18 protein-coding genes and 2 pseudogenes are annotated in these 26,253 nt (G+C 65.6%); 9 read left to right on the forward strand and 11 right to left on the reverse strand.

Annotated elements, in window-relative coordinates; all coding sequences use genetic code 11:
• The first annotated feature begins 244 nt into the window (after positions 1 to 244).
• Positions 245 to 2,566 (forward strand): RelA/SpoT family protein, encoded by a 2,322-nt coding sequence (locus EHV23_RS06575; RefSeq protein WP_158615867.1) that lies wholly within the window; start codon positions 245 to 247, stop codon positions 2,564 to 2,566.
• A 302-nt stretch (positions 2,567 to 2,868) separates the two neighbouring features.
• Here EHV23_RS06575 and mog read toward each other — a convergent pair.
• Positions 2,869 to 3,471: pseudogene (mog, locus tag EHV23_RS06580) on the reverse strand (molybdopterin adenylyltransferase); the annotation flags it as partial.
• A 260-nt stretch (positions 3,472 to 3,731) separates the two neighbouring features.
• A complete protein-coding gene (yjgA, locus tag EHV23_RS15210; RefSeq protein WP_158615868.1) occupies positions 3,732 to 4,268 on the reverse strand; it encodes a ribosome biogenesis factor YjgA in 537 nt (178 codons plus the stop codon).
• Between the two features lie 490 nt (positions 4,269 to 4,758).
• Here yjgA and pmbA point away from each other — a divergent pair, with 490 nt between their 5' ends.
• Both pmbA and greB read left to right on the forward strand, forming a co-directional pair.
• Positions 4,759 to 6,240 carry a metalloprotease PmbA gene (gene pmbA / locus EHV23_RS06590; RefSeq protein WP_125095229.1) on the forward strand — a complete coding sequence of 494 codons (1,482 nt, stop codon included), beginning with the start codon at positions 4,759 to 4,761 and terminating at the stop codon, positions 6,238 to 6,240.
• 55 nt (positions 6,241 to 6,295) lie between these two features.
• Positions 6,296 to 6,856 (forward strand): transcription elongation factor GreB, encoded by a 561-nt coding sequence (greB, locus tag EHV23_RS06595; protein ID WP_125095230.1) that lies wholly within the window; start codon positions 6,296 to 6,298, stop codon positions 6,854 to 6,856.
• 39 nt (positions 6,857 to 6,895) lie between these two features.
• Here greB and EHV23_RS06600 read toward each other — a convergent pair whose 3' ends face one another.
• From EHV23_RS06600 to EHV23_RS06610, 3 genes are all read right to left on the reverse strand, one after another.
• The gene (locus EHV23_RS06600; RefSeq protein WP_125095231.1) at positions 6,896 to 7,921 is read right to left on the reverse strand and encodes a galactose-1-epimerase; all 1,026 of its coding nucleotides are present in this window, start codon (positions 7,919 to 7,921) and stop codon (positions 6,896 to 6,898) included.
• A 3-nt stretch (positions 7,922 to 7,924) separates the two neighbouring features.
• Positions 7,925 to 9,079, reverse strand: a complete 1,155-nt coding sequence (galK, locus tag EHV23_RS06605; RefSeq protein ID WP_125095232.1) for a galactokinase — start codon at positions 9,077 to 9,079, stop codon at positions 7,925 to 7,927.
• A 217-nt stretch (positions 9,080 to 9,296) separates the two neighbouring features.
• The gene (locus EHV23_RS06610; protein WP_203228892.1) at positions 9,297 to 10,340 is read right to left on the reverse strand and encodes a UDP-glucose--hexose-1-phosphate uridylyltransferase; all 1,044 of its coding nucleotides are present in this window, start codon (positions 10,338 to 10,340) and stop codon (positions 9,297 to 9,299) included.
• A gap of 239 nt (positions 10,341 to 10,579) precedes the next feature.
• On the opposite strand from EHV23_RS06610, the gene mglB reads away from it, so the two are divergent.
• The 3 genes from mglB to mglC all read left to right on the forward strand — a co-directional run bounded on the left by mglB (position 10,580) and on the right by mglC (position 14,226).
• Positions 10,580 to 11,566, forward strand: a complete 987-nt coding sequence (gene mglB, locus EHV23_RS06615; RefSeq protein WP_238990308.1) for a galactose/glucose ABC transporter substrate-binding protein MglB — start codon at positions 10,580 to 10,582, stop codon at positions 11,564 to 11,566.
• Between the two features lie 76 nt (positions 11,567 to 11,642).
• A complete protein-coding gene (gene mglA / locus EHV23_RS06620) occupies positions 11,643 to 13,181 on the forward strand; it encodes a galactose/methyl galactoside ABC transporter ATP-binding protein MglA (protein WP_203228893.1) in 1,539 nt (512 codons plus the stop codon).
• A 13-nt stretch (positions 13,182 to 13,194) separates the two neighbouring features.
• Positions 13,195 to 14,226: a galactose/methyl galactoside ABC transporter permease MglC gene (gene mglC / locus EHV23_RS06625; protein ID WP_203228894.1), complete on the forward strand. Its 1,032-nt coding sequence runs from the start codon at positions 13,195 to 13,197 to the stop codon at positions 14,224 to 14,226.
• A gap of 192 nt (positions 14,227 to 14,418) precedes the next feature.
• Here the strand turns inward: mglC and EHV23_RS06630 are convergent, their stop codons facing one another.
• The 4 genes and pseudogenes from EHV23_RS06630 to EHV23_RS06645 all read right to left on the reverse strand — a co-directional run bounded on the left by EHV23_RS06630 (position 14,419) and on the right by EHV23_RS06645 (position 20,040).
• Positions 14,419 to 16,863, reverse strand: a complete 2,445-nt coding sequence (locus EHV23_RS06630; protein WP_125095234.1) for a RelA/SpoT family protein — start codon at positions 16,861 to 16,863, stop codon at positions 14,419 to 14,421.
• A gap of 268 nt (positions 16,864 to 17,131) precedes the next feature.
• Positions 17,132 to 17,335, reverse strand: coding sequence for a DNA-directed RNA polymerase subunit omega (rpoZ, locus tag EHV23_RS06635; protein WP_125095235.1), 204 nt, complete (start codon positions 17,333 to 17,335; stop codon positions 17,132 to 17,134).
• Positions 17,336 to 17,639: 304 nt separating this feature from the next.
• The gene (gene gmk, locus EHV23_RS06640; RefSeq protein WP_125095236.1) at positions 17,640 to 18,263 is read right to left on the reverse strand and encodes a guanylate kinase; all 624 of its coding nucleotides are present in this window, start codon (positions 18,261 to 18,263) and stop codon (positions 17,640 to 17,642) included.
• A 259-nt stretch (positions 18,264 to 18,522) separates the two neighbouring features.
• Positions 18,523 to 20,040: pseudogene (locus EHV23_RS06645) on the reverse strand (catalase).
• Between the two features lie 924 nt (positions 20,041 to 20,964).
• Here EHV23_RS06645 and EHV23_RS06650 point away from each other — a divergent pair.
• The 3 genes from EHV23_RS06650 (at position 20,965) to EHV23_RS06660 (ending at position 22,978) form a co-directional block, all read left to right on the forward strand.
• Positions 20,965 to 21,531, forward strand: a complete 567-nt coding sequence (locus EHV23_RS06650; RefSeq protein ID WP_125095237.1) for a cytochrome b — start codon at positions 20,965 to 20,967, stop codon at positions 21,529 to 21,531.
• A gap of 14 nt (positions 21,532 to 21,545) precedes the next feature.
• Positions 21,546 to 22,121: a YceI family protein gene (locus EHV23_RS06655; protein ID WP_125095238.1), complete on the forward strand. Its 576-nt coding sequence runs from the start codon at positions 21,546 to 21,548 to the stop codon at positions 22,119 to 22,121.
• Between the two features lie 278 nt (positions 22,122 to 22,399).
• Positions 22,400 to 22,978 (forward strand): YceI family protein, encoded by a 579-nt coding sequence (locus EHV23_RS06660; protein WP_125095239.1) that lies wholly within the window; start codon positions 22,400 to 22,402, stop codon positions 22,976 to 22,978.
• A 368-nt stretch (positions 22,979 to 23,346) separates the two neighbouring features.
• Here EHV23_RS06660 and EHV23_RS06665 read toward each other — a convergent pair whose 3' ends face one another.
• Both EHV23_RS06665 and EHV23_RS06670 read right to left on the reverse strand, forming a co-directional pair.
• Positions 23,347 to 24,603 (reverse strand): saccharopine dehydrogenase family protein, encoded by a 1,257-nt coding sequence (locus tag EHV23_RS06665; protein ID WP_125095240.1) that lies wholly within the window; start codon positions 24,601 to 24,603, stop codon positions 23,347 to 23,349.
• A gap of 222 nt (positions 24,604 to 24,825) precedes the next feature.
• Positions 24,826 to 25,932, reverse strand: coding sequence for a carboxynorspermidine decarboxylase (locus EHV23_RS06670; RefSeq protein ID WP_125095241.1), 1,107 nt, complete (start codon positions 25,930 to 25,932; stop codon positions 24,826 to 24,828).
• Between the last annotated feature and the right edge of the window lie 321 nt (positions 25,933 to 26,253).

The raw sequence follows: 26,253 nt of genomic DNA on the forward strand, positions 1-26,253 counted from the left end.
CTTTTGACTGGTTACAAGGTATCGTCACGCATCGTGGCGAAGCGGGCGTCACAGCGTCGTCGGGCAGGGGCGGCAGGCAGGGAAAGCCCCTGTGGTCGTGAGGTCTGAAACAATGTTTCGTGGCGTACCATCATGGGCTGGACGGGTGAGTCCATGACACGCTCGGGTGCTGCCATGCCACGGGGCCGGCAGTCGTGAGCACCGACAGGGCGGCGTGACCGGTACCGGCATGGAGGCCAGGGTGATGGAAGCGGACAACGGGGCGGCGCCGAACGCCGGAACATGGCTGGAATGGGCCCAGACCTGGCTGGATGGCCATGGAGCGGGCGACTGGACCGTGACGGGATATGGGCCGCTGGGCGAGGCACGGATTGCGCACGGCGAGGGCGTGGCGGCCGTGCTGCAGCTGCAGGGGGCCGATCCGATCACCCGGATGCTGGGGCTGCTGGTGTGCAGTGATCCATGGCCGTCGCAGGACGAGCTGGACCAGCGCCTGGGTGAGGAGATGGGGGCCTACATGGGGACGCTGCTGGCCAACAGCCAGCGGCTGATGGCGCTGTCGTTCGGTGCAGTGATCGCCGGGGACGGGCACGGCCAGCAGCAGACCGAGGTACTGCGGCGCATGACGCTGGCAATGGCACGCGATGTGCGGGTGGTGATGGTGCGGCTGGCCTCGGCGCTGCAGTCGCTGCGGCATGTGGCGGGCTCGTCGCTGCCGGATGACATGATGGTGCCACTGGCGCATGGGCGTATGCCGGGGCATGAGGCCAGAGGGCCGAATCCGGTGGATGATGGCGCCGCGGTGCCGGCCAATGTGCTGGGGCTGGCACAGGAGGCCATGCAGGTGCTGGCGCCGCTGGCAAACCGGCTGGGGCTCTACCGCATCAAGTGGGAAATGGAGGATCTGGCTTTCCGCGTGCTGCAGCCCGAGCGCTACCGGACGCTGGCCAGCCAGCTGGAGAGTCGCCGGCCGGAGCGGGATGCCTTCGTGGCCAGTGCGTCGGTGGAGCTGAAGGCGCTGCTGGCCGGCCATGGCATCAATGCCCAGGTGAAGGGGCGTTCGAAGCATCTGTACAGCATCCACAACAAGCTCAGGGCCAAGAATCTCACTATGGAGAACCTGAAGGACCTGCGGGCGCTGCGGGTGATGGTGGAGTCGCTGGCCGACTGCTATGCGGCGCTGGATGTGGTGCACCAGCGCTGGGAGCCGGAGATGGAGGAGCTGGATGACTACATTGCCGATCCCAAGCCCAATGGTTACCAGTCGCTGCACACGGTGGTGAAGGCCGATGACGGCCGGCCGATGGAGGTGCAGATTCGCACCCGGGCGATGCACGAGGCGGCCGAGTACGGGCTGGCCGCGCACTGGCGCTACAAGGAAAGGAGCGCGCCGGGCGGGGGCAGCGTGGTGGTGCCGTCGCTGGACGGACAGGCGCGGATTTCGTGGCTGCGGCAGCTGCTGGCCTGGCAGCAGGACCTGGGCACGCAGATCTCGGCAGGTGACGAGGCCAGCACGGCCGACGATTCGGTGATCTTCGTGATGACGCCGCAGGGGCGGGTGATCGAGCTGCCCACGGGATCCACGGCGGTCGATTTTGCCTATCACGTGCACACCTCGCTGGGGCATCGCTGCCGGGGGGCGCGTGTGGACGGGCGGATGCTGCCGCTCAACAGGCCGCTGGTCAATGGCCAGGTGGTGGAGATCGTCCAGGCCCGGGTGGGTATGGACGAGCCGGGCCCCTCGCGGGACTGGCTGAATCCGGAACTGGGCTTCGTGCGCAGCTCCCGGGCACGGGCCAAGGTGCGGCAGTGGTTCAACGCACAGACGCGCGGCGAGGAGCAGGCAGCCGGCCGGGAACGGGTGGAAAAGGCGCTGGCCCGGGAGGGCTACGGCACGCTGTCGCTGGATGAGCTGGCGGCGAGGCTGAAGTATCCGTCCACGCAGGCGCTGTTTGCCGGGGTGGCCCGCGAGGAGGTGGGGACGCGAACGCTGGAGGCGGCCATTCGCAACGAGCCGCTCGTGCCGGTTGCCTCTCCGCCGCCTGCACCGCCGCCGGCCGAGGCACGCCGCGCGGAGGGCAGTCAGGGATCCAACACGGTGCTGGTGATGGGGGTGGATTTTCTGATGACCCACCTGGCGGGCTGCTGCCATCCGGTGCCGCCGGACGAGATCACCGGTTTCGTCACGCGGGGCCGGGGGGTGTCGGTGCACCGTCGCAACTGCCCGGCGCTGGCGGCCCTGCGGGCGAAGGCACCGGAGCGCGAGCTGGCCGTGTCGTGGGGCGATGACTGGGACAAGCCGCTGAAGACGAAGGGGGGCCAGCTCAAGCCCCGCCGCTTCCAGGCGGGGGTGCTGGTGACGGCCGAGGACCGCAACGGTCTGCTGCGCGACATTCTGGACATGCTGGCCCGCGAGCATTGCTCGCTGGTGTCGGTGCAGAGCCAGTCGGTCCGGGAGCTGGCGCGCTTCTCGCTGGTGCTGGAGGTGTCGTCCGGGGAGGCACTGGCGCGCCTGCAGGGCCTGATCCGGCAGATACCGGGGGTGTCGGGCTGCCGGCGGGCGTAGCAAGGGGCTTTCCTGCTCCATGGCCATGTCTGGGATCGGCCTGTTCGTGTTCCGGACAGCCGGGACTTTGGCCAGTGAGCCCGGCATGATTACTGCCTTGCGCCCCCCTGTTTTTTGGTGAATGCCCTGGCCGCAGCAGGTTCATTGATGGAAATGACCCGCAGAAGGAGCGGGGCTCAGCCCAGTCCCGGCATCTCCAGATGGGAGAAGGCGGTGTCGGGGGTATCACCGTTGCCTTCGCCGCTGCCTTCCTGACCAACGGCAGGGGGTGTGGCGGAGACGGGCTCACCCGGCGTGACCACCGGTGCGGTCGTGGCCGATTTGGGGCGGAAGGCCCGGCAGACTTCGGGCCGGGTTTCGATGTAGGGGGCGCCGATCAGGTCCAGGCAGTAGGGGACGGCGGCAAAGATACCGGGCACGGTGATCTCGCCGGTGTCGGCGTCGCGCACGCCCTCCAGAATCTCGCGGATCGATTTGGGCTGGCCGGGGAGGTTGATGATCAGCGTGTTGCCGCGGATGACGGCCGTCTGCCGCGACAGGATGGCCGTGGGCACGAAATGCAGGCTGATGGCGCGCATCTGTTCACCAAAGCCGGGCATCTCGCGGTCGGCCACGGCGAGCGTGGCCTCCGGCGTAACATCGCGCGGCGTTGGCCCCGTGCCGCCGGTGGTGAGGATCAGGTTGCAGCCTTCGGCATCGGCCAGCTCACGCAGGGTTCTGCTGATGTCTTCCAGTTCGTCGGGAACCAGCCGGCTGCAGCCGAGCCATGGCGAGGCCAGAGCCGAGTCGAGCCACTCGGCCAGGGCCGGAATGCCCCTGTCTTCGTACGTTCCGCTGCTGGCCCGGTCGGAAATGGAGACGAGGCCGATCCGGAGCGGTGCGGTGTCGTGTATATCGGTGGACATGGCGCGGTTCCTCGGTGTGTGACGATATGCAACGGATGATAGCGCCGATGTCCGGTGGGTGGCGGTTACGGGCCGGCGGGTGGCAGGGTGATGTACCGGCACAAGCCCGGAATCCGGTGGCCGGTGTACCTGCGCCGCATGATGGCGTGGACCATGAGCTGGTAGACGGCAGACGGCAGACAGCAGACGGCAGACGGCAGATGGCAACAGGCACCAAATGGCGGGTCTCAGGCAATGGCGCGGGCAGGTTCGCGGGCGCTTCAGCCGCCCGTGGCGTCGATCATGGCCTGCACCAGGGTGTCGTACAGCAGGCGGTAGAGCTGGCGCTGCTGTTTCGGCGGCTTGCCGGTGGATTTTTCGCGGCGTGCCTGGGCCACCAGGGCGGGCAGGCCGAGGTGGGCTGCCTCGGGGTGCTCATCGATGAAATCGGTCAGTGACAGGCTGCCGTCGATGAGACCGTCGCGCCAGCGTTCGGCACGGTGCATCAGGTGGATGGCGCTCTGGTGGCGCTCCTCGTCGATGGCCAGGGCCTGCTCGATGGCGCTGGCATCGATGTTGCGCATGATCTTGCCGATGTACTGCATCTGCCGGCGCAGGCCTTCGTGGCTTTTGATGCGGCGGGCCTCGTGGACGGCCTGGGCCAGCTCCTCGGGCATCGGTACGCGTTCGAGCTGGCTGGCGGGCAGCTTGACCAGTCGTTCGCCGAGGGCCTGCAGGGCGTGCATCTGCTGCTTGCGGCGCGTCTTGCTGGGGGGCGCGTCATCGGCGCGGCCAGCGGTCGCATCGTTTCCTGGCATGGCATCGCCCATGCCAAGTGCTGCATCGCTTCCCGATGTGGCATCGTCCATGGTGGGGGCCGCGTGGAGGTCGGAGGCGTCGTCCTGAAAATGGGGGGCTGGATGGGGCATGCTCTGGGAAGGAGGGGGTAGGCTGGCGTTTCCCTGCCAGACAGGGCGGCCTGCCTTGCCTGTACAGTGTACCGGGTCAGCCCATGGATTATTCGGGGGGCAGCGCGGGGGCGAATGTGTCCACGACACGCTCCGGGTGCGGGGTGTTGCCGGCAGACGCTGCGGGTGGTGGCAGGTTGCACGGCTGCTATATGATACTTGCTGGATTCCCGTTTCCTGCTGCGTGGGTTCCGATTCCCTCCGCATGGGTTTCGATCCCCGCCGCCTGGGTTCTGATCCCTTCCGCATGGGTTCCGATACCCGTTGTGTGGGTTTCGGTCCCCGCCATGGGATTTTCCGGCTCCTGCCACGCCGATTTTCTGATTCCTGCCCCGTCACGATGAGCAAAGCTGCTGCCAAATCCTCTTCTGCTGCCGCCCGCACCTCTGCTGCCCGCACGGCAGCCACGCCGAAAGCCCGGACCGGGCACCTGCCGGTCCGGTACCTGAAAGGAAAACCGGCGGATGACCGGCCGCTCTTCGACTATACCCGGGCCGATTTCGAAGAACTGGTGCGCGATGCCCTGCGCCAGGCGCGGCGGCTGGGGGCCTCGGCGGCCGTGGCCGAGGTGTCGGAGTCGTCGGGGCTGGCCGTGACGGTGCGCAAGGGCAAGGTCGAGACCATCGAGCAGACCCGCGACAGGGGGCTGGGCATTTCCGTCCATGTGGGCAAGCGGCGCGGGCATGCCAGCACCAGCGATTTCAGTCCGCAGGCGCTGGCCCGCACGGTGCAGGCCGCCTACGACATTGCCGCCATCACCGGCGAGGATCCATACGCAGGGCTGCCCGAGAAGAAATTCCTGGCGCTGGGTGAGCATGATGTGTCGGGGCTGAAGCTGTTCTCGCCCTGGCATGTTTCGGTGGATGAGGCCATCGAGCTGGCCCGCGAGATCGAGGCGGCCAGCTTTGCCGTCAGTTCCGGTATTGCCAACAGTGACGGTGCCTCCGTGTCGGTGGGGCACGGACATTTTCTGTCGGCCAACTCCCGCGGGTTTTCGGGGGGATTCCCGCACAGCCGGCATACCCTGTCGGTGGGGCCCATTGCCCGCCGGGGCCGGGACATGCAGCGCGATGGCTGGTATTCGTCGGCGCGCGCTGCGGCCGATCTGGCCGACCCCGTGGCGCTGGGCCGATATGCAGCGGAACGTGCGCTTTCACGGCTGGGTGCGCGCAAGCTGAGTTCCCGCAAGGCACCGGTGCTGTTCGAGGCGCCCCTGGCGCTGGGGCTGCTGGGCAGTCTGGTTCAGGCGGTGAGCGGCTCGGCCCTGTACCGGCGGGCGACATTCCTGGTGGATTCGCTGGGCCGGCAGATCTTTCCCGATCATATCGACATCGAGGAAGATCCGTTCATTCCGGGGGCCATGGGCTCGGGGCCGTTCGATGACGAGGGCGTGACCACCCACGCACGCGATGTGGTGTCGGGTGGTGTGCTGCAGGGGTATTTCCTGTCCACCTACAGTGCCCGCAAGCTGGGCATGAAAACCACCGGCAATGCGGGTGGTTCGCACAACCTGCGCCTGTCCAGCCGGCTGACGAAGCGGGGGGACGATTTTGCCCGCATGCTCAAAAAGCTGGGCACCGGCCTGCTGGTGACCGAGGTGATGGGGCAGGGCGTCAATTACGTGACCGGCGATTATTCCCGGGGGGCCAGTGGTTTCTGGGTGGAAAATGGCGTGATTCAATATCCGGTGGAAGAAATCACCATCGCAGGCAATCTGGCCGACATGTATCGCAGCATCGTGGCGGTGGGCAACGACGAGCTGACCCGTGGTACCAAGACCAGCGGCTCGATCCTGATCGAAGAAATGGCCATTGCGGGCTGAGTGACCGGGCTGGGCGGGCGCTGGCAGCCTCCGGTCACTGGCCGAAGGAGAGCGGATGAACAAGGCTTTTGTGCGCGAAAACGACGACGCCGATGACGAGGATGATGATCTCGAACCGGCGCAGCTGAAGGTGCCCGGGGGCAAGAACTACATCACCCGCACCGGCTATCAGGCGCTGCGTGACGAGCTGGCCCATCTGCTGGACGTGGAACGCCCCGAGGTGGTGCAGGTGGTGTCATGGGCGGCCTCCAATGGCGACCGCTCCGAAAATGGCGATTATCTGTACGGCAAGAAGCGCCTGCGCGAAATCGACCGGCGTATCCGCTTTCTGACCCGGCGCATCGACCGGGCCGAGGTGGTCGACCCGTCGGCTCACCACGGCAATGACCAGATATTCTTTGGTGCCACCGTGACCTACAGCGAACCGGACGGTACTGAGCGGCGCGTGCAGATCGTGGGGGTGGACGAGATCGATCCGCTGGGCGGGAAGATCTCGTGGATATCGCCGGTGGCCCGCGCGCTGATCAAGGCGCGCGAGGGCGACGAGGTGACGCTGATGACCCCGCAGGGGCGGATGGAGCTGCTGGTCGAGTCGGTGGAGTATCCGGCACCCTGACGCCTGCTGCAGCCTGTTGCACGCGCCGGGTGCCGGGCTTCAGGCGTAGTCGAACTCGCAGCGGATCACGTGCCGGTACAGCTCGCCGGGCTGCAGGACGGCCTGTCCATGGGACGGGCTGTCGGGCGGGTACTGGCTTTCCAGCGCAATGCCGGCGTGGCTGGCATACGCGCTGCCATCCCGTTTGGGTGTGCCCGCCAGATGCTGGCCCGTGTACAGATGCAGTGCCGGCTGGTTGGTCCAGATGGCCAGACGTGCCCGGTCGTCGGCGGCATGCAGTTCGGCGGCCCGGTTCAGCGTCACGCCCTGATCGGTGCGCACGGCGGTATCGCTGTCGTCGTCCAGCAGAAAGCTGTGGTCGTAGCCATGCACCTTCTGCTGGTCGGCATCCCGCAGGATGTCGGTGCCGATCCGTTTGCCGGTGCGAAAATCGAATCCGGTCCCGTTCACCGCGCACGGTGGCGCATCCGGAATGCCATCGGCGCCCACGGGCTGATAGCGGCTGGCGTGGATCTGCAGCCACTGGTTCAGGCCGTCGTCACCGTCGCCACCATTGAGGTTGAAATAGGCGTGACTGGTGATGTTGCAGGGGGTGGGCGCGTCGGTGCGCGCCAGATACGTGATGGTCAGGCTGTCGTCGTCGGCCAGCTGGTAGATGACCTCCACGTCCAGATTGCCCGGAAAGCCCTGGTCGTCGTCGGCGCTGTGCAGGTGCAGACGCAGGGTCTGGCCGGTGGCCGGCAATACCTCGGCCAGCGCCGGACTGGGGCCGGGCTGCCAGCGCTGCCGTGAGAACCCTTCAGGCCCTCCGTGCAGGATGTGGGGAAACTGGTTGGTGGCCAGCGCATGCCCGGCGAAGCGGGCATTGGCGATGCGCCCGGCATAACGGCCGACGCTGGCGCCCAGGTAGCTGCTGCCGGCCAGCATGGTGGCCAGATCGCTGCTGCCCAGCAGGATTTCGCGGGGACCGCCAGACAGCGGCAGGACGCAGGAGGTCCAGCAGGCGCCCAGCGGGTTGAGGGTGACGTGTATGCCGTGGCGATTGGTGAGGGTAACGGTGTCCATGCTTCAGGCTACCACATGCGCGCCCTGGTGGGCGCTGCAGAGGTAAATCCGGGCCTGAAGGCCGCCGCTGCGGGCCGGGTACCGGGTGGTGACGGCTTCGGTGACGGCATCGACCCTGGACTCGGGGACCAGCGCCACCACGCAGCCGCCGAAGCCGCCGCCGGTCATGCGCGCGCCGCCTGCGGTGCCGATCACGCTGGCAACGATGTCGACCAGTGCGTCGATGGGGGGCACGGTGATCTCGAAGTCGTCCCGCATCGAGGCGTGGCTGTCGGCCATCAGCTGGCTCAGGCGTGTCACGTCATGGGCAGCCAGTGCCGCTGCGGCGGCCTGGGTACGGGCATTTTCGGTGATGACGTGACGGGCGCGGCGATACACCACCGGATCCAGCGCATCGCGGGCGGCGTCCAGCTGCGCCAGGCTCACGTCCCGCAGCGCACGGACGCCGAAATGGGCGGCCGCCGTCTCGCACTGCCGGCGGCGCGTGTTGTATTCGCTGCCCACGAGGCCCCGCTGCACCTTCGAGTCGATGATCATCACCTTCAGGCCGTCCGGCATGGGCACGGCGCGGGTGTCGAGGCTGCGGCAGTCGATCAGCAGCGCGTGCCCTTCCTCACCCAGCGCGGAGATGAACTGGTCCATGATGCCGCAGCGGCAACCGACGAATTCGTTTTCGGCCTGCTGGCCCAGCAGGGCGATGTCCCTGCCACTGGCATCGAATCCGCAGAGCGTCTGCAGGGCCTTGCCCACGCCCACCTCGAGCGCTGCCGATGAACTCAGGCCGGCGCCCTGCGGCACGTTGCCGCTGACCGCCATGTCGAAGCCGTGAGGCAGGACGCCGAAGCGCTGGATGAACACGTCGACCACGCCACGGATGTAATTGGCCCAGTGCTGGCTGCCCTGTGCCGGACGCTGGCCGGCCGGGAATTCGTCGATGGCGTTCTGGTAATCAAGGGCCACCACACGGATGATGCCGTCGGACCGGGGGGCGATGGCTACTTCGGTGGCGAAGTCGATGGCGCAGGGCAGCACGAAGCCGTCGTTGTAGTCGGTGTGCTCACCGATCAGGTTGACGCGGCCGGGGGCGCGGACGACGTGCCGGGCGCGAACGCCGAAATGCTGCTGCAGAGCGGCAGCGGTGTCCTGGATGGATTTCATGATGGGAGAACGTCTGGACAGAGAGATGATGCGGGTGAAACGGCCGGTCGAAAGCGCTTTCCGCACTGGGGTATGGGCGTTGTCACGTGCCGTGTCGTCCGGACCGCCGGCTGGCCGACAGGATCGTGTGGCCCGGCATCGCCGGTGCATGGCGTCCTGGCAGTACACGGATTCAGGGGCTGTGCGGGGGCGAATGAGTCCATGACATGCACCAGAATCAGGCCGTCGGTGCGTTCTGGCGGTAATGAACCGTGGACACGGCGCGCAGACGTTCGGCGGCCTGTTCGGGTGTGAGGTCGCGCTGGGCCTCGGCCAGCATTTCGTAGCCGACCATGAACTTCTTCACCGAGGCCGAGCGCAGCAGCGGTGGGTAGAAATGCGCGTGACACTGCCAGTGGTCGGTGGGGGCGTCGTCGAAGGGGGCGCCGTGCCAGCCCATCGAGTACGGGAAGCTCGTCTGGAACAGGTTGTCGTAGCGGGTGGTGAGTTCCTTCAGCACCCGGGCGAGATCCGCCCGCTGGGCGGCGCTGGCCTGCGTGAGGCGGGGCAGGTGGGCGCGCGGCATCAGCAGGGTCTCGAAGGGCCAGACGGCCCACCAGGGCACCACCGCCAGCCAGTGTTCGCCATCGACCACGATCCGCTCGCGCTGCTGCCGTTCGCGTTCGGCGTAGTCGAGCAGCAGGTTGCGGCCATGGCGTTCCAGATAGCGGCGCTGGCAGACATCGGCCTGCGCCGGATAGTTTGGCAGAAAGTCACTGGCCCAGATCTGGCCGTGTGGGTGCGGGTTGGAACAACCCATGGCCGCGCCCTTGTTCTCGAAGATCTGCACCCAGCGCCAGCGGGCGCCCAGTTCGTCGTACTGGGCGATCCAGGTGTCGATGACGCCGCGGATGGCTGCCTCGGGCAGCTCGGGCAGCGTCTTGCCGTGGTCGGGCGAGAAGCAGATGACCCGGCCGGTGCCGCGCACGCTGTCGCTGGCAAGGAGGGGATCGTCCCCATGGTGGGGCGGCGTGTCGGGCAGCAGGGCCGGGAAGTCGTTGGTGAAGACGTAGGTGCCGGTGTAGGGCGGGTTGGTCTCGCCGCCCACACGGGTGTTGCCGGCACACAGGTAGCAGTGCGGGTCGTGTGCGGGGCGGGGGGCGTTGTCGGGGGCTTCCTGCTGGCCCTGCCAGGGGCGTTTGGCCCGGTGGGGGGAGACGAGGACCCAGCTGTCCTGCAGCGGGTTGTAGCGGCGATGGGGGTGATCGGCAAAGTCGAACATGGGCAGCATCCTGTGCCGAATGGGTTCACAACCCGTCCTATGGTACGCCTGTGCATCGCTGCCGGTGGCGCACATGATGAACAATCGTGATTTTTCTCAACGACGTGGAAAATCGCTGTCATCGGCAGGCGAAAAGGTGGAAAAATAAGGCATCGCACGGTCTGTTCACGTCGTGGACAGGTTCGTGCCGTACAGCAGCTTCTGATTTGAAAACAAATTTAATAGTTGGAGATCATCAGATGATGAAAAAGACCATTCTGGCCGTCATGCTCTCGGCTGCCACCTTTGCTTCCGCTGTACAGGCTGCAGACCGGGTGGGCGTGACCATCTACAAGTACGACGACAACTTCATGTCCACCATGCGCAAGTCGCTGGAAGGCATTGCTGCCAGGCAGTCGGATCTGAAGCTGCTGATGAACGACTCGCAGAACAACCAGTCGATGCAGAACGACCAGGTCGACATCCTGCTGGCCAAGGGCGTGAAGGCGCTGGCCATCAACCTGGTGGACCCGGCGGCCGGTGCCACCGTCATCGACAAGGCCCAGGGCAGTGACGTGCCGGTGGTGTTCTTCAACAAGGATCCAGGCCAGAAGGCCATCGATTCGTACGCCAAAGCCTGGTACATCGGGACCGATCCGGTGCAGTCGGGCGTCATCCAGGGCGACCTGATTGCGAAACAGTGGAAGGCGCACCCCGAGTGGGATCTGAACAAGGATGGCAAGCTGCAGTATGCGCTCATCAAGGGCGAGCCCGGCCACCCGGATGCCGAGGCCCGTACCGAGTGGGTGGCGAAGGAGCTGGAAGCCAAGGGCATCAGGACCGAGCGTCTGTACATGGACGCCGCCCTGTGGGATGCCGCCAAGGCCAAGGACATCGCCCAGGCCTGGCTGTCGGGCCCCAATGCCGGCAAGATCGAGGTGATCATCTCCAACAACGACTCCATGGCCATGGGGGCCATCGAGGCGGCCAAGGCCCAGGGCAGGAAGCTGCCGATCTTCGGCGTGGACGCGCTGCCCGAGGCCCTGCAGCTGGTCCGCAAGGGTGAAATGGCCGGTACGGTGCTCAACGACGGCGCCGCCCAGGCCAAGGCCATCATGGATGTGCTGCCCAACCTGATCGCCGGCAAGGAACCGGGTGAGGGCAACGGCTACGAATTCAAACAGCACTATCTGCGTCTGCCCTACATCGGCGTGGACAAGGACAACCTGGGCGAGTTCCTCAAGTAAACCGGACGGGGAACGGGCGGGCAGCCCCGGGCAGCAGCCATGCCCGCCTGTTCTTCACCCTCTGGAGACCAAAGTCATGTCGTCCCCGATGGCGTCCGTGGCTGCCCCGCCTGCCGAACCGGCCGGAGAATTCCTGCTGGAGATGCGGGGCGTCCACAAGAGCTTCCCCGGCGTGAAGGCGCTGGACAACGCGCAGCTGATGGTGCGTCCGCATTCGGTTCATGCCCTGATGGGCGAGAACGGCGCCGGCAAGTCCACGCTGCTCAAATGCCTGTTCGGCATCTACCATGCCGACCAGGGCGAAATCCTGTTTCTTGGAAAGCCCGTCTCGTTTCGTACTTCGAAGGAGGCGCTGGAAAACGGCATTTCCATGGTGCATCAGGAGCTGAACCTGGTGCCGCAGGTGTCGGTGATGGACAACCTCTGGCTGGGGCGCTACCCGCAGCGGGGGCCGTTCATCGACCATGCGAAGATGTACCGTGACACGAAGGCCATCTTCGAGGAGCTGGACATCGATGTCGATCCGCGCCAGAAGGTGGCGGATCTGACGGTGTCGCAGATGCAGATGATCGAGATCGCCAAGGCGTTTTCGTACAACGCGAAGATCGTCATCATGGACGAGCCGACTTCCTCGCTGTCGGAGAAGGAAGTCAACCACCTGTTCGGGATCATCGAAAAGCTCAAGAACCGGGGCTGTGGCATCGTCTACATCTCGCACAAGATGGACGAGATCTTCCGCATCTGCGACGAGATCACCATCCTGCGCGACGGCAAGTGGATCGACACCCAGCCGGTCAAGGGCCTGACCTTCGATGAAGTGATCCGGATGATGGTGGGCCGCGATCTGGGCGACCGCTTCCCGGAAAAGACCAATCAGCCGGGTGAGGTGGTGCTGCAGGTCAGGGGGCTGACGGCCCGCAACCAGCCCTCCATCCAGGACGTGTCCTTCGAACTGCGCCGGGGCGAGATTCTGGGCGTGGCCGGTCTGGTGGGGGCCAAGCGTACCGACATCGTCGAGACACTCTTTGGCGTACGCGAGGCCAGCGCCGGCGAGGTGCTGCTGCGCGGCAAGCCGGTGCGCAACACCAGCACCGTCAAGGCCATTCGCAACGGCTTTGCGCTGGTGACGGAAGAGCGGCGGGCCACCGGCATCTTTGCCGGGTTGGGCGTGGACTTCAACTCGCTCATCGCCAACATGCCGCACTACGAGCACCACGGGCTGCTGCAGAACAAGGGCATGCGCGGTGATACCGACTGGGTGGTGCGTTCGATGAACGTCAAGACACCCAGCCAGCGCACGACGATCGGCTCGCTGTCGGGCGGCAACCAGCAGAAGGTGGTGATCGGCCGCTGGCTGCTGACCAAACCCGACATCCTGATGCTGGACGAACCCACCCGTGGCATCGACGTGGGGGCGAAGTTCGAGATCTACCAGCTGATCAACGACCTGGCCGTCGAGGGCAAGAGCATCATCATGATCTCCTCGGAAATGCCCGAACTGCTCGGGGTGTCCGACCGCATTCTGGTGATGAGCAACGGTCGCGTGGCCGGCATCGTCAATACCCGGGAAACCAGTCAGGAAGAAATCCTGCACCTGGCCGCCAAATATCTCTGACAAGGAATCCATCGTGAGCTTTTCCCGCAGCCCCGCGCAGATGGCCGGGGACTTCTTCAAGGAATACGCGCTGTATTTCGTCTTCGTGATCCTGCTGGCGGTGATCATCGTCGAGGACAGCAGTTTTCTGAGCATCATCAACCTGTCCAACATCCTCACCCAGTCGTCGGTGCGGATGATCATCGCCCTGGGGGTGGCCGGCGTCATCATCACGCGCGGCACCGACCTGTCGGCCGGCCGCCAGATCGGGCTGGCGGCTGTGGTGTCGGCCACGATGCTGCAGGCCGTGGACAATGTGAACAAGGTTTTCCCGGAGCTGGGCGTGGTGCCGATTCCGCTGGTGATCCTGCTGGTGTGTGCCATTGGCGCACTGATCGGCCTGCTCAACGGGGTGATCGTGGCGATCCTCAACGTCACACCGTTCATCGCCACGCTGGGTACGATGCTGATTGCCTACGGCGTGAACTCGCTGTATTACGATGCCGTCGGTTCGGCGCCGATTGCCGGCTTCGATTCGGCCTTCCGCAGCTTCACGCAGGGCTACTTTGCCATTCCGCTGCCCGGGGCCGGTACCTTCCGGCTCAGCTACATCACCATCTATGCGCTGATCGCCATCCTGTTCACCTGGGTGCTCTGGAACAAGACGCGCTTTGGCAAGAACATCTTTGCCATCGGCGGCAACCCGGAAGCGGCCGCGGTGTCGGGCGTGAACGTCACACTCAACCTGATCGGCATCTATGTGCTGTCAGGTGTGTTCTATGCCTTCGGTGGCATGCTGGAAGCGGGGCGGATCGGTTCGGCCACAAACAACCTCGGCTTCATGTACGAGCTGGATGCCATTGCCGCCTGCGTGATCGGCGGGGTGTCGTTCAGCGGTGGCGTGGGCAAGGTGGCGGGCGTGGTGATGGGCGTCATCATCTTCCAGCTGCTGAACTACGGCCTGTCGTACATCGGGGTGAACCCGTACTGGCAGTACATCATCAAGGGCGGCATCATCGTGCTGGCCGTGGCGATGGACTCGATGAAGACGGCGCGGAAGAAATGATCCTCTAGCATGCCGGCCAGTGGAGTCATGCGGGCTGACATGTCTGGGGTTTGTGCAGAAAGGGGCCTTAAAAGGGCCCCTTTCCGTGTGCGGTGCGCCCAGCAAAAGGATGCGGGCTGGGGCGGGAATGGCCGCGTGACTGCCACGGTCGGGAAAATCATGCAGGTCTGAGGGTTGCCACGACCGGGCAGCTCAGGCCCGCGTGATCGTCCGCGTCTGCGGCAGTTTCCGCAGCCGGCGGAACACCTCGGCCAGGTGGTCGCGGTCCTGCACCTGCAGGGTGAAGCGGATGATGGCCACCAGCTCCGATTCGGTGTCCATGGCCACCTGCAGGATGTCGGCGTCGGCGGCGGTGATCTCGCTGGCGATGCGGCCGAGGATGCCGCGTTCGTCATCGGCGGTGATTTCCACCATGGTGCGGAACATGCCGCTGACTTCCTCGCCCCATTCCACGTCGATCCAGCGTTCGGCGTCGCGGCTGATCTGCCGGCGGGCCGTTTCGCATTCCACGCGGTGGACGGAGAGGCCATGACCGCCGCGCATCTGGCCGATGATGCGGTCGCCCGGGACCGGGTGGCAGCAGGGAGCGGCCTGCAGCGAAATGCCATCCACGCTGGAAATGACCATGGGGGCGGTACGCGGGGCCAGGGTAGAGGTGACGGCGCTGGCGCCGTTGCTGATGTCCAGCGAGATGGCGCGGGCGACCACGGGGGCCAGCTTCAGGCCCAGGCCGATGTCGGCGTAGAGATCGGTGACCGATTTGGCGGCCGTGTCGCGGGCGGCCTTTTCCAGGATGGCCGTGTCCAGATCGGCCAGCCGGATGCGCAGGCTGGCCAGCGACTGGGCCATCAGCCGGCGACCCAGCTCGACCGATTCGTCGTACTTCATCCGCCGCAGGAAGGAGCGGATTTCGGCGCGTGCTTTGCCGGTACGGGCAAAGGTGAGCCATGAGGGGCTGGGGCGGGCGTTGGGGTCGGCAATGACCTCGACGATGTCGCCGTGGGTGAGTTCGGTGCGCAGCGGTACCGGGTCGCCGTTGATGCGGGCGGCCACGCACTGGTTGCCCAGGTCGGTGTGGACGCTGTAGGCAAAGTCGATGACGGTGGCGCCGCGCGGCAGGCCACGGATCTGGCCCTTGGGGGTGAAGACGTAGACGGCGTCGGGATAGAGGTCGACCTTGACGTGGTCGATGAATTCGAGCGAGTCGCCGGTCTGCTGCTGGATGTCGAGTAGCGACTTGAGCCAGTCGAGCGTCCTGATCTGCTGGCCGGCACTGTTCTCGTCGCTGCCGCGGTTCTTGTAGAGCCAGTGGGCAGCCACGCCGGCCTCGGCCATCTGGTGCATTTCGGGGGTGCGGATCTGGAATTCGATGCCGCCGCCGTGCGGGCCGACCACCGTGGTGTGCAGGGACTGGTAGCCGTTTTTCTTGGGGACGGCGATGAAGTCCTTGAAGCGGCTGGTGTTGGGCTTGAAGGCGCTGTGGATGGCGCCCAGCGCCAGGTAGCAGGAGGCGAGGTCGGGCACGATCAGCCGCACGCCGAAGAGGTCGTACACCTCGGAAAACGAGACGTGCTTGTCGACCATCTTGCGGTAGATGGAGTAGAGCGATTTTTCGCGGGTGCTGATCTCGGCCCTGACGCCGAGACGGGCCAGCGCCTTTTCGGTGGTGCTGGTGACGCGGCCGAAGGCATCGCGCCGGGTGCGGGCTGCCACCTGGATGGCCTTGGCCAGGGTGTGGTAGCGCATCGGGTGCAGGTAGCGAAAGGCCAGGTCCTGCAGTTCGCGGTACAGGCCATGCAGCCCCAGCCGGTTGGCGATGGGGGCGTAGATTTCGAGGGTTTCGTTGGCGATGCGTATCTGGCGATGCCGGCTGACGGCGTCCAGCGTGCGCATGTTGTGCAGCCGGTCGGCCAGCTTGACGAGGATGACGCGCACGTCGCGCGCCATGGCCAGCAGCATCTTGCGGAAGGTTTCGGCCTGGGCGGTTTCGCGGTTGCCGAATTCCATCTTGTCCAGCTTGGACAGACCATCGACCATGTCGGCCACCACGCGGCCAAACTGCTGGGTGAGTTCGGTCTGGGTGACGGCGGTGTCTTCGAGGGTGTCGTGCAGCAGGGCGGCGCACAGGGCATCGCCATCGAGCTGCCAGCTGGCACAGATCAGCGCCACCGCGATGGGGTGGGTGATGTAGGGTTCACCGGTGGAGCGCTTCTGTCCGCGGTGGGCCTGCTCGGCCACCTGAAAGGCGTGGCGGATGCGCTGCAGGTCGGTGTCGGGCAGGTAGAGGCGCGCCTCGGCCAGCAGCGGGTCGATGGTGACGCGCTCGGACCAGTTGGATTCTTCGGCCGTGCCGGTCAGATGCGGGCGCGGCGCGAAGGCGGTGATGACCGGGGGGGCACTGGGCTGGGTGGCAGTGCCCCCACCTGCGCCAGCGCCGGTTTCTGCGTCAGTGCCGGTTTCTGTGCGGCTGCCTGCGCCGGTGCTTTCCTCTGTGCCAGTGCCTGACCCCGTGCCGGATGCCGCCGCGGCAGCGGGGGCGCTTGCTGTAACGGGTGCTGTGCCGGCAGGGGCAGGGGCGTCCGGCAGCGCCGCGGCCGCCGGAGGTACAAGAGTGTTCTCGGGGCGGGTGTCGGGCATGATGGGCTGCCTGGAGGATGATGGAAAAGGTTCTGGCTCCCGGGATGAGCGGAATCGTCCTGGGGCCGGTCGTTCCCGGGGGACTGTCTGGCGGCCCGGTGGCGGTGCGCTGTGCTGCACGGCCCCGGCTGGCCTGGCCGTCCGCTCTGCAGGGAACAAACCCCTGCGGAAGGCGACCCTTGCAGGGGGCAACCCTTTCAGGGAGCAACCCGTGCAGGGGGCAGATCTCTGGACCGGCAGAGGAGATGTCTGGGCGAGGCGGGCGGTCTCAGGTGGGAACGCGGCGCAGCATTTCGCGGCCGATCTGGCCGGCGGCCACTTCGCGCAGGGCGGTGACGGTGGGCTTGTTGCGGCTTTCGACCTTGGGCGTGTGGCCCTGGGCCAGCATGCGGGCGCGATAGGTGGCGATGAGGGTCAGCTCGAAACGGTTGGGGATCTGCTTGAGGGAGTCTTCGACGGTGATGCGGGCCATGAAAGGGTCCTTGTTCGGGCGGGATCGCCGTGGGTGATGCCGTGCCCGTGAGGGGCACAGGTAGGGGATTGACCGGGAAACGGGCTCCCAGCCGTCAATTTTAACGGTAGCGGGCGCTGTGTGCCAGTGGCTTCATGACGCGCTCAGGAGGGATTCGGCGCCCTGCCCGAAGAAAGCCATCGGGTGTGCATGGCGCGTCATGACTGTGCTGGCCGTGCCTGAAGCCATGGAGGATTCTGCGGCTCTGCCACCTCATCCCGCACGCCTTGAGGGCAGGGACGAAAGCATGTTCACGAATGCACGCTCAGAGAATGCCCAGTGACTGGAACAGCGAGGTATTCAGGGCCGCCTGCTGCAGGAAGCGGCAGCGCGCCGTGTCGGCAATGCCGATGAGCTGCTGTCGGGCCAGTTCGAAGTCCTGGTTGATGATGATGTACTGGAACTGGCCGGCGTGGGCCAGTTCGCTGCGGGCGGCGGCCAGGCGGCGCTCGATGGTGGCGGCGCTGTCCTTGCCGCGGGTCTGCAGGCGCTGCTGCAGCACCTCCAGCGAGGGCGGGGCGATGAAGACGGAGACGGCCTCGGGATAGAGAGCCTGGACCTGGGCGGCGCCCTGCCAGTCGATTTCGAGGACGATGTCGGCGCCCTGGGCGATCTGTTCGTCGATCCAGATGCGGGAGGTGCTGTAGTAGTTGCCGTGTACCTCGGCCCATTCGAGGAATTCGCCGGCGTCACGACGGGCGAGGAAGTCGTCTTCGGTGGTGAAGAAGTAGTCTTCGCCATGTTTTTCACCCTCGCGCGGGGCACGGGTGGTGAAGGAGACCGAGTGGCGGATGTGCGGGCGTGCCTGCTGCAGGGCACGTACCAGGGTGGTCTTGCCGGCCCCGGAGGGGGCGGCGATGATGAGGATGGATCCGGCGTGTGACGACATGGGGGGAGGAAATGGGTGGTGCAGCCTGCCCTGTCCGGGGGGCCGGACAAGGGCAGGCTGCGGAGCACGATCCGGCATTTTATCGTTCCCGGGCACCGGCTGCTGGTGTGCGGAACGGTTTTTTGCGGAGTCCGGCGCCAGCCTGGTCGTGACACGTGCCGCGGTGGGGGGCCGGAGGTCGACCCATGAACGGCGCGTTCAGACGCGTGCGCGTGTGGTGCACCCGCAGACCGGGAAAGACTGTCCGGGAATGTGCTGTTCAGACCCTCGCGCTGGCCAGATCGTGCCGAGGCAGTGCGTCTTCCTCAAAGAGGATGGCGCGTGCCCGCAGGGCGGTGCGCACGCCCGCGCCGTAGGCCGGATCGGCCCGGTCGAAGTGCACGAGCTGGCGATCGATGATGAAGGCTGGCACACCATCCATCGAGCCGGCGATGTTGGCACAGAGGCGTGCCTGGTGGGCAGGATCCAGCAGGCGGAACAGCGCACCGGCCTGGCTGTAGTCGTCGTTGCCGGCGCGGTGGTCGTAGCGGTCGGCGTCGCCGCTGATTTTCAGGGGCGGTTCGCGGAATTCCGGTGCCTGCTTCGCACCACCGAAGGAGTTCGGTTCGTAGTAGGCGTCTGGGGCGCCGCTTTTCAGGCCCATGAAATTCATCTGGCCATCGGCGTGGTAGTGGTGCACCGGACAGCGGGGTGCATTGACCGGCAGGGCCTCGTAGTGGGTGCCCAGGCGGTAGCGGTGGGCGTCGGCATACGAGAAGATGCGGGCCTGCAGCACCTTGTCGGGGCTGGCGCCAATGCCGGGCACGAGGTTGCTGGGCGACATGGCCACCTGCTCGATCTCGGCAAAGTAGTTGTCGGGGTTGCGGTTCAGCTCCATCACGCCCACCTCGATCAGCGGGTAGTCGGCATGGGGCCAGACCTTGGTGAGGTCGAAGGGGTTGTACGGCGTCCTTTCCGCGTCGGCTTCGGGCATGATCTGCACGTACAGCGTCCAGCTCGGGTGGTCGCCGTGTTCGATCGCACGGTAGAGATCTTCCTGGTAGCTTTCGCGGCTGCGCCCGATGATGGCTTCGGCATCTTCGTTGGTGAGGGTACGGTGTCCCTGCCGGGTCTTGAAGTGGAACTTGACCCAGAAGCGTTCTCCGTGGGCGTTCCAGAAGCTGTAGGTGTGGCTGCCATAGCCGTTCATGAAACGCGGGCTGGCGGGGATGCCGCGGTCACTCATCAGGATGGTGACCTGGTGCAGGCTTTCGGGCGACAGGCTTCAGAAGTCCCAGGCGGCGGTGGCACTGCGCAGGTGGGTGCGCGGATGACGCTTCTGGGTGTGGATGAAGTCGGGGAACTTCAGCGGATCGCGGATGAAGAAGACGGGGGTGTTGTTGCCGACGAGGTCCCAGTTGCCCTGATCGGTATAGAACTTGACCGAAAAGCCACGCACGTCACGTTCGGCGTCGGCTGCCCCCATCTCGCCGGCGACGGTGGAGAAACGCGTGACCAGCGGGGTGACCTTGCCCACTTCGGCAAAGAGGCTGGCACAGGTGTAGGGGGTGATATCGTGGGTGACGGTGAAGGTGCCGAAGGCACCCCAGCCCTTGGCGTGGACCACCCGTTCGGGGATGCGCTCGCGGTTCTGGTGGGCGAGCTTTTCGAGCAGCTGCCAGTCCTGCATCAGCAGCGGGCCACGGGGACCGGCCGAGAGGCTGTTCTGGTTGTCGACCACGGGCGCGCCGGCGCTGGTGGTCATGATGGGACATCGCTGGATGGAGGTATGGGTCATGCTTGTGTGCTCCTGTTTCGGGTTGGAGGTGACTGGGGGCGGGCAGGAGAGACTGCGCATCGTGGTGCCTGCTGCACCGGGTTTGCGGTGGTCGCGCCGTGATTGAAGAGGCGGTGTCGTCCGCACACAGGGCGACGGGGCAGGCAAGGCGCTGTAACCCTCGAAAGGTTGTGTCGATCATGTGTTGCCCTGATGTCAGTGTAGGGAGCATGGCTTGATAGGTCTATTGGATTATTTTTACTGGTATCATTGGATGTTGCTATTGATGGTTTGGTTTTATCCGGGAACGGGAACTGGTGCGCGTGTCAGCAGGGACCGATGACGGCAGTGAACGGTGCGTGATGGATCACGGCGAGATGAAAGACGGCATGAGGGAGGCGGACGGTGTGCATCAGCCGATGGGGCGGTACAGAGCGATGGGAGGGGGCATGGGAAACGTCTTTGATTGTTCCGAATATAGAGACACAAGTTGCCTGTTGACGGGCTTTGTTTTTTCCTTCAATGCAGTTACAGTGCGTCCTTCATGATGCCGGATGTGCAGCCGGCTGCCGGTGCGTCAGTCGGGTACAGTGGATGTCAGCAGGGGGCGTCAGCCGGGTGCAGGGGCGCTGCGTTGTTCCGGGAAAGGGATGCTGGACCAGTGACCCGCAGGCAGTCCCGGATGTGCCGCCCGGTGGGCAACCCGGGGAAGCTCTCACCGTCTCGTCCCGGAAGGCGCGAGTGAGGTCGGAGCTGTCCGGTGCGCAATCCGGGGAAGCCCTCACCCTGCGGGGTGGAGGTTCCCTTGGGTTTTCCCGGGGTTGGGTTCTGCGGGGCGCTGTCTTCCCGTTTCTCTTTTGCGTCGCTGTCTTCCCGACAGCTGTTTTTCATGGCGGTCGCCCGTGCGGCGGCCGGTTTCAGATCGCCATTTCCGGATATTGCCTCATGCCTGAAAATGTCGCCCGTTATTCTTCCTTCGCCATCGTGCTGCACTGGCTGATGGCGCTGGCGCTGCTGGCCTTGGTGGGCCTCGGTTTCTACATGACCGGCATGCCGATGTCGCCGCTCAAGCTCAAGGTGTTCTCCTGGCACAAGTGGGCCGGCATCACGCTGCTGGTACTCGTGCTGGTGCGCATGGTCTGGCGGCTGGTCTCGCCGGCACCGGCTCTGCCCGGGGGCATGTCGCGGCTGATGAAGCTGGCGGCCCATGGCGGGCACCTGGCCCTGTACGGGCTGATGCTGGCCATTCCGCTGTCGGGCTGGCTGATGAGTTCGGCCAAGGGCTTTCAGACGGTGTGGTTCGGGGTGCTGCCGCTGCCCGACCTGATCGGCAAGAATCTCGAACTGGGCAAGGCGCTGTCCGGGGTGCACTGGACGCTGAATGTGGCCCTGCTGGTGATCGTGGCCGGGCATGTGCTGGCGGCGCTGATGCACCAGTTCGTGCAGAAGGATGGCACGCTGTACCGGATGGTGCCGGCCGAACGGCTGCGTCCCGGCGTGTCCATTGAATGAATGAGGAGATTCGAATGAAAATGCATATCCCCCTGGCGGCGCTGGTGGCTGCGGCCGCCCTGGCGGTGCTGCCGGGCCAGGCCTTGGCCGTGCAGTACACGCAGCTGGTGCCTGCAAAGAGCAAGGTGGGCTTTCAGTACGAGCAGATGGGCGTGAAGGTCGATGGCAGCTTCAAAACGTTCACCAGCGAGATCAGCTTCGACCCGGCCGAACCCGCGAAGGGCAGGGCGACGCTGGAGGTGGACCTGGCCAGCGTCAACGCCGGCTCGCCGGATGCCGATACCGAGGTGGTGACCAAACCCTGGTTCAATGTGGAGGCCTTCCCGAAGGCCCGTTTCGAGTCGACCTCGATCACGGCAAAGGGAAGTGATGCCTACGATATCGCCGGCAAACTGACCATCAAGGGCAAGACGAAGGACGTGACCTTCCCCGCCACGTTCAAGGCAGACGGTGACAGCGGTACGTTCACCGGAACGCTGACGATCCAGCGGGGCGACTATTCGATCGGCGAGGGCGACTGGGCCTCGTTCGACATCGTGGCCAACGACGTGAAGATCGACTTCGATCTCAACGTGACCGCCGCGAAATGAGTGTGGTGCATGGCTGGCCGATCATGCCAGCGATATCGTGCCGGCAGCGTGGCCGCGGCGCAATGAGCGTGGTGGCGCGCCGGAAAGCCAGCTAGAATTTCTGTAACCCAAGTGTAACTCGCAGCGGGCTACCGGGAGTGGGGGGCAATGACCCTTCGAGGTGATTCCTTCGGGAGCTGCGGCAGGATCTCTCGCCGTTTTTTGCAAAAGCGGAAGGCCCTGCCGGGAGCGCTGCAATTTCCATCCCTTTTCAGACGACAACCAAGGAACCGTTCAAGATGAAGAACCTGATCAAATTCTCGGCCATTCCGGTGCTGGCCGTGGCGTTTTCCGCCCCTGCACTGGCTGCTCCCAAGACCTACGCGGTGGATCCGACCCACTCGTTTGCCAATTTCTCGTACAACCACATGGGCCTGTCGGAGCAGGAAAGCCGCTTCGACACCACGAGGGGCTCCATCGTGTACGACCCGGTGGCCAAAACGGCTGCGGTGAATGTCGACATCGACACGGCTTCGGTGGATACGGGTTCCGATCCGCTGGACGAACACCTGCGTGGCAACGATTTCTTCGACAGTGCCAAGTATCCGAAGGCCACCTACAAGTCCACCAAGGTAGTGTTCAAGGGTGACAAGCCGGTGTCGGTGGAGGGCAATCTGACCATCAAGGGCGTGACCAAACCGGTCACGATGACCATCGACTACTTCTCGGCCAAGGAACACCCGATGAAGCGCAAGGATGCGCTGGGTGCCAAGGCTCACATGACGATCAAGCGTTCGGACTTCGGCCTGAGCAAGTTCGTGCCCGCCGTCAGTGACGATGTGACGATCACCGTGCGCGTGGAAGCCGTGGTAGAGTGATGCCGCGGCTGCGGTGAACCGCGCCACAGGCCGGTGCATGGGGGCCTGCGCATTGCAGGATTCCTGCGGGGGTTCCCGGGGGGCGGAAGTCGGGACACGATCGCCCCGGTGTCCGGCCCGAGGCGTGGTTGTCCGCGTGAAGCCCACAAAGCCCCGGAGCTGCACCTTCCTTTGAGAGAGAGGGGGAGGTGCCGCTTGCGGGGCTTTTCCGTTGTGGCGTGGCCTGGGCGGCGCGAGGAGGCCGGTTTGCGTCATGACCCCGTGAATACCTGCCCGGGTGTCGATGTCGCAACGGCGGGAACATCGCGGGCACCCTGCTGGACGCAGGGCCATGCGCTGGACGGCGCGGCGCAGGGCCGCGCTACATGCTACGCGCGGATTTCCGGGGCCTCTTCCAGCGCCACGTCGTGGCTGCCTTCCTTCACCCGGGTGGGCAGGCCCATGCCGGCCTGCAGGGTGAGCAGCGGCAGGGGAGGCAGTTCCTCGACGTTGGCCATGTGGCCCACATCCCAGGTGCCGTCGGCGATCAGCAGGGCGGCGGCCACGGCCGGCACGCCGGCGGTGTACGAGATGGCCTGGCTGCCGATCTCGGCAAAGGTTTCGGCGTGGTCGCAGATGTTGTAGAGGAAGACCTCGCGGGGCTTGCCGTCCTTCTCGCCCTCGAGCAGGGTGCCGATGCAGGTCTTGCCGGCGTAGTCGGGAGCGAGCGATGCCGGGTCGGGCAGTACGGCCTTGACCAGCTGCAGGGGCACCACTTCCTGGCCGGAATCGAGCTTCACGGGCTGCTCGGACAGCAGGCCCAGTGATTTCAGCACGGTGAACACGTTGATGTAGTGCTCGCCAAAGCCCATCCAGAAGCGGATGGTGGGGATTTTCAGCGTCTGCGACAGGGAGTGGATCTCGTCGTGGCCGGTGAGGTAGGTGCTCTGCGTGCCCACCACCGGGAGGTCGTCGGTGCGGCGTACTTCGAACATCTGGTTGGAGACCCACTGGCCATTCTGCCAGGTCCAGGCCTGGCCGGTGAACTCGCGGAAATTGATTTCGGGGTTGAAGTTGGTGGCAAAGTAGCGGCCGTGGCTGCCGGCATTCACGTCGATGATGTCGAGTGAATCGACCCGGTCGAACCAGCGCTGCTGCGCCAGTGCCGCATAGGCGTTGACCACGCCCGGGTCGAAGCCGATGCCGAGCACGGCGGTGACGCCCTTTGCTGCACATTCATCGCGGTACTGCCATTCGTAGTTGGCATACCAGGGCGGGGTTTCGCAGATCTTTTCCGGCTCTTCGTGAATGGCGGTGTCGAGGTAGGCCACGCCCGTGTCGATGCAGGCGCGCAGCACGCTCATGTTGACGAAGGAGGCGCCGACGTTGATGACGATCTGCGCACCGGTGCTGCGGATGAGTGCCCGCGTGGCCTCGATGTCCAGCGCGTCCAGCGCGTGGGCCTCCAGAATGCCGGGCCCCTGCAGGCTGCCCCGGGCGTGAATGCTGTCGATGATCTGCTGGCATTTGGCCAGACTTCGGGAAGCCAGGTGGATGGCACCGAGTTTCTGGTTGTGCTGGGCGCATTTGTGGGCCACGACGTGGCCCACACCGCCCGCGCCAATGATCAGGACGTTTTTTTTCATGCCAGGATGACTTTCCGGATGAGGCGGGACGGTGTCACGGCTGATCCGCAATGCAGGTGCGGTGTGGAGCGTGTGGAGGCCGTCCCGGCCAGTGGGGTGACAACGGTTGCAGGGCTGTCCGTATGCCCCGGTCTGGGCTGGAGCGGTACGGACAGGATGGATCGGAAATCGGATGGATCGGGAAGCAGCCAGCGGTGCTGGCCGTGACAGGGAAGCGGATGATCAGGACAGCGCGTCGCGGAAGTCTTCGTAGCCGAACTGGCGCTGCATCTCGATGCGGCCGTCGAGCCGCCGCACGGCAATGGCCGGCATGGCCACGCCATTGAACCAGTTCTTCTTGACCATGGTGTAGCCGGCGGCGTCCTGCAGCGAGAGCCGGTCGCCCGGTCTGAGCGGCTGCGGGAAGGAGAACTCGCCGAAGATGTCGCCGGCCAGGCAGGTGTTGCCGGCCACCTGGCTGCGCCACGGGCCCACGTTGGGTTCGATGCGGGCCGGCAGGCCGTAGGTGAGCAGATCCAGCATGTGGGCTTCGGTGGAGGCGTCGATGATGGTCACGGGCAGCTCGCGCTGGTCGTCCAGCACGTCGAGCACGCTCACTTCCAGTGTGGCGGCACCGGTGACGGCGGCCTCGCCGGGTTCCAGATAGACCTGTACCTGCATGCGGTCGGCGAAGGCGCGCAGGCGGTCGGCCAGCCGGTCCAGCGGGTAGCCGGGCGCGGTGAAGTGGATGCCGCCACCCAGGCTGACCCACTGCAGCGGCCTGAGCAGGGCGCCGAAGCGTGCCTCGATGTGGTCGAGCATGCCGGAAAAGTCGTCGAAGCTGCGGTTTTCGCAGTTGTTGTGGATCATCACGCCGCTGAGGCGGTCGATGACGGTGGCGATGCGGGCCGGGTCGGACTCGCCCAGCCGGCTGTTGGGACGTGACGGGTTGGCCAGCAGGTAGGGTGAGTTGCTCACGCCCGGGTTCAGCCGCAGGCCCAGTGGCGTGGTGCCGCACAGGCCCCCCAGGCGTTCGAGCTGGCCGATGGAGTTGAAGATGAGCTTGTCGGCCAGGCGGGCGGCCTCGGGCACGTCGGCCTCGGGCCAGGCCACGCTGTAGCCGTGGGTCTCGCCGCCGAATTTCTCGTGGCCCAGCCGCACCTCGTTGAGCGAGGAGGAGGTGGTGCCGTCCAGATACGGCCGCATCATCGGAAACACCGACCAGCCGGCAAAGCACTTGAGCGCCAGCAGGGCCTTGGCACCCGAGCGTTCGCGCAGGCGGGCGACGGTTTCGAGGTTGGTGCGCAGCTTCGATTCGTCGATGAGATAGCAGGGCGTGGGTAGGGTCATGCCGTGAGCAGGTAACAGGGGTGCAGACCACCGGCTGGGGTGGGCGCGGCAGCAGGCCGGCCGATGCCGGCCGGAAGAACGGCGGGGAGCCCGGAAGCAGGTCTGCCGGGCGCCGGGTACGGGGCGCTTGCCGCCCGCGTATGCCGGCATGGGAGGACGCGGCCGGCTGTAGAACCGCTGGGACGCATGCGTCCATGACACGTGCTGGTGCCGGGACAGGGATGCCGTCCGGCGACTGGCGGCAACCTTGGGCCGGCGCGTATGGACCGCAGCGAATATACCGGTTGTGGTGTTTTTGTCAATCCGGGGGCAGCGCTGTCT

This window comes from Lautropia dentalis (assembly GCF_003892345.1).
GTDB lineage: Bacteria > Pseudomonadota > Gammaproteobacteria > Burkholderiales > Burkholderiaceae_E > Lautropia > Lautropia dentalis.

Bases quoted from the DNA above. Each gene is read 5' to 3' on its own strand.
- EHV23_RS06610 (WP_203228892.1), bottom strand. From the start codon at position 10,340: ATGTTCGACTTTGCCGATCACCCCCATCGCCGCTACAACCCGCTGCAG.
- galK (WP_125095232.1), bottom strand. From the start codon at position 9,079: ATGAAATCCATCCAGGACACCGCTGCCGCTCTGCAGCAGCATTTCGGC.
- EHV23_RS06630 (WP_125095234.1), bottom strand. From the start codon at position 16,863: ATGCCCGACACCCGCCCCGAGAACACTCTTGTACCTCCGGCGGCCGCG.
- yjgA (WP_158615868.1), bottom strand. From the start codon at position 4,268: ATGCCAGGAAACGATGCGACCGCTGGCCGCGCCGATGACGCGCCCCCC.
- EHV23_RS06575 (WP_158615867.1), top strand. From the start codon at position 245: ATGGAAGCGGACAACGGGGCGGCGCCGAACGCCGGAACATGGCTGGAA.
- rpoZ (WP_125095235.1), bottom strand. From the start codon at position 17,335: ATGGCCCGCATCACCGTCGAAGACTCCCTCAAGCAGATCCCCAACCGT.
- EHV23_RS06665 (WP_125095240.1), bottom strand. From the start codon at position 24,603: ATGAAAAAAAACGTCCTGATCATTGGCGCGGGCGGTGTGGGCCACGTC.
- greB (WP_125095230.1), top strand. From the start codon at position 6,296: ATGAACAAGGCTTTTGTGCGCGAAAACGACGACGCCGATGACGAGGAT.
- mglB (WP_238990308.1), top strand. From the start codon at position 10,580: ATGATGAAAAAGACCATTCTGGCCGTCATGCTCTCGGCTGCCACCTTT.
- EHV23_RS06650 (WP_125095237.1), top strand. From the start codon at position 20,965: ATGCCTGAAAATGTCGCCCGTTATTCTTCCTTCGCCATCGTGCTGCAC.
- mglA (WP_203228893.1), top strand. From the start codon at position 11,643: ATGTCGTCCCCGATGGCGTCCGTGGCTGCCCCGCCTGCCGAACCGGCC.
- EHV23_RS06655 (WP_125095238.1), top strand. From the start codon at position 21,546: ATGAAAATGCATATCCCCCTGGCGGCGCTGGTGGCTGCGGCCGCCCTG.
- EHV23_RS06660 (WP_125095239.1), top strand. From the start codon at position 22,400: ATGAAGAACCTGATCAAATTCTCGGCCATTCCGGTGCTGGCCGTGGCG.
- gmk (WP_125095236.1), bottom strand. From the start codon at position 18,263: ATGTCGTCACACGCCGGATCCATCCTCATCATCGCCGCCCCCTCCGGG.
- EHV23_RS06670 (WP_125095241.1), bottom strand. From the start codon at position 25,932: ATGACCCTACCCACGCCCTGCTATCTCATCGACGAATCGAAGCTGCGC.
- pmbA (WP_125095229.1), top strand. From the start codon at position 4,759: ATGAGCAAAGCTGCTGCCAAATCCTCTTCTGCTGCCGCCCGCACCTCT.
- EHV23_RS06600 (WP_125095231.1), bottom strand. From the start codon at position 7,921: ATGGACACCGTTACCCTCACCAATCGCCACGGCATACACGTCACCCTC.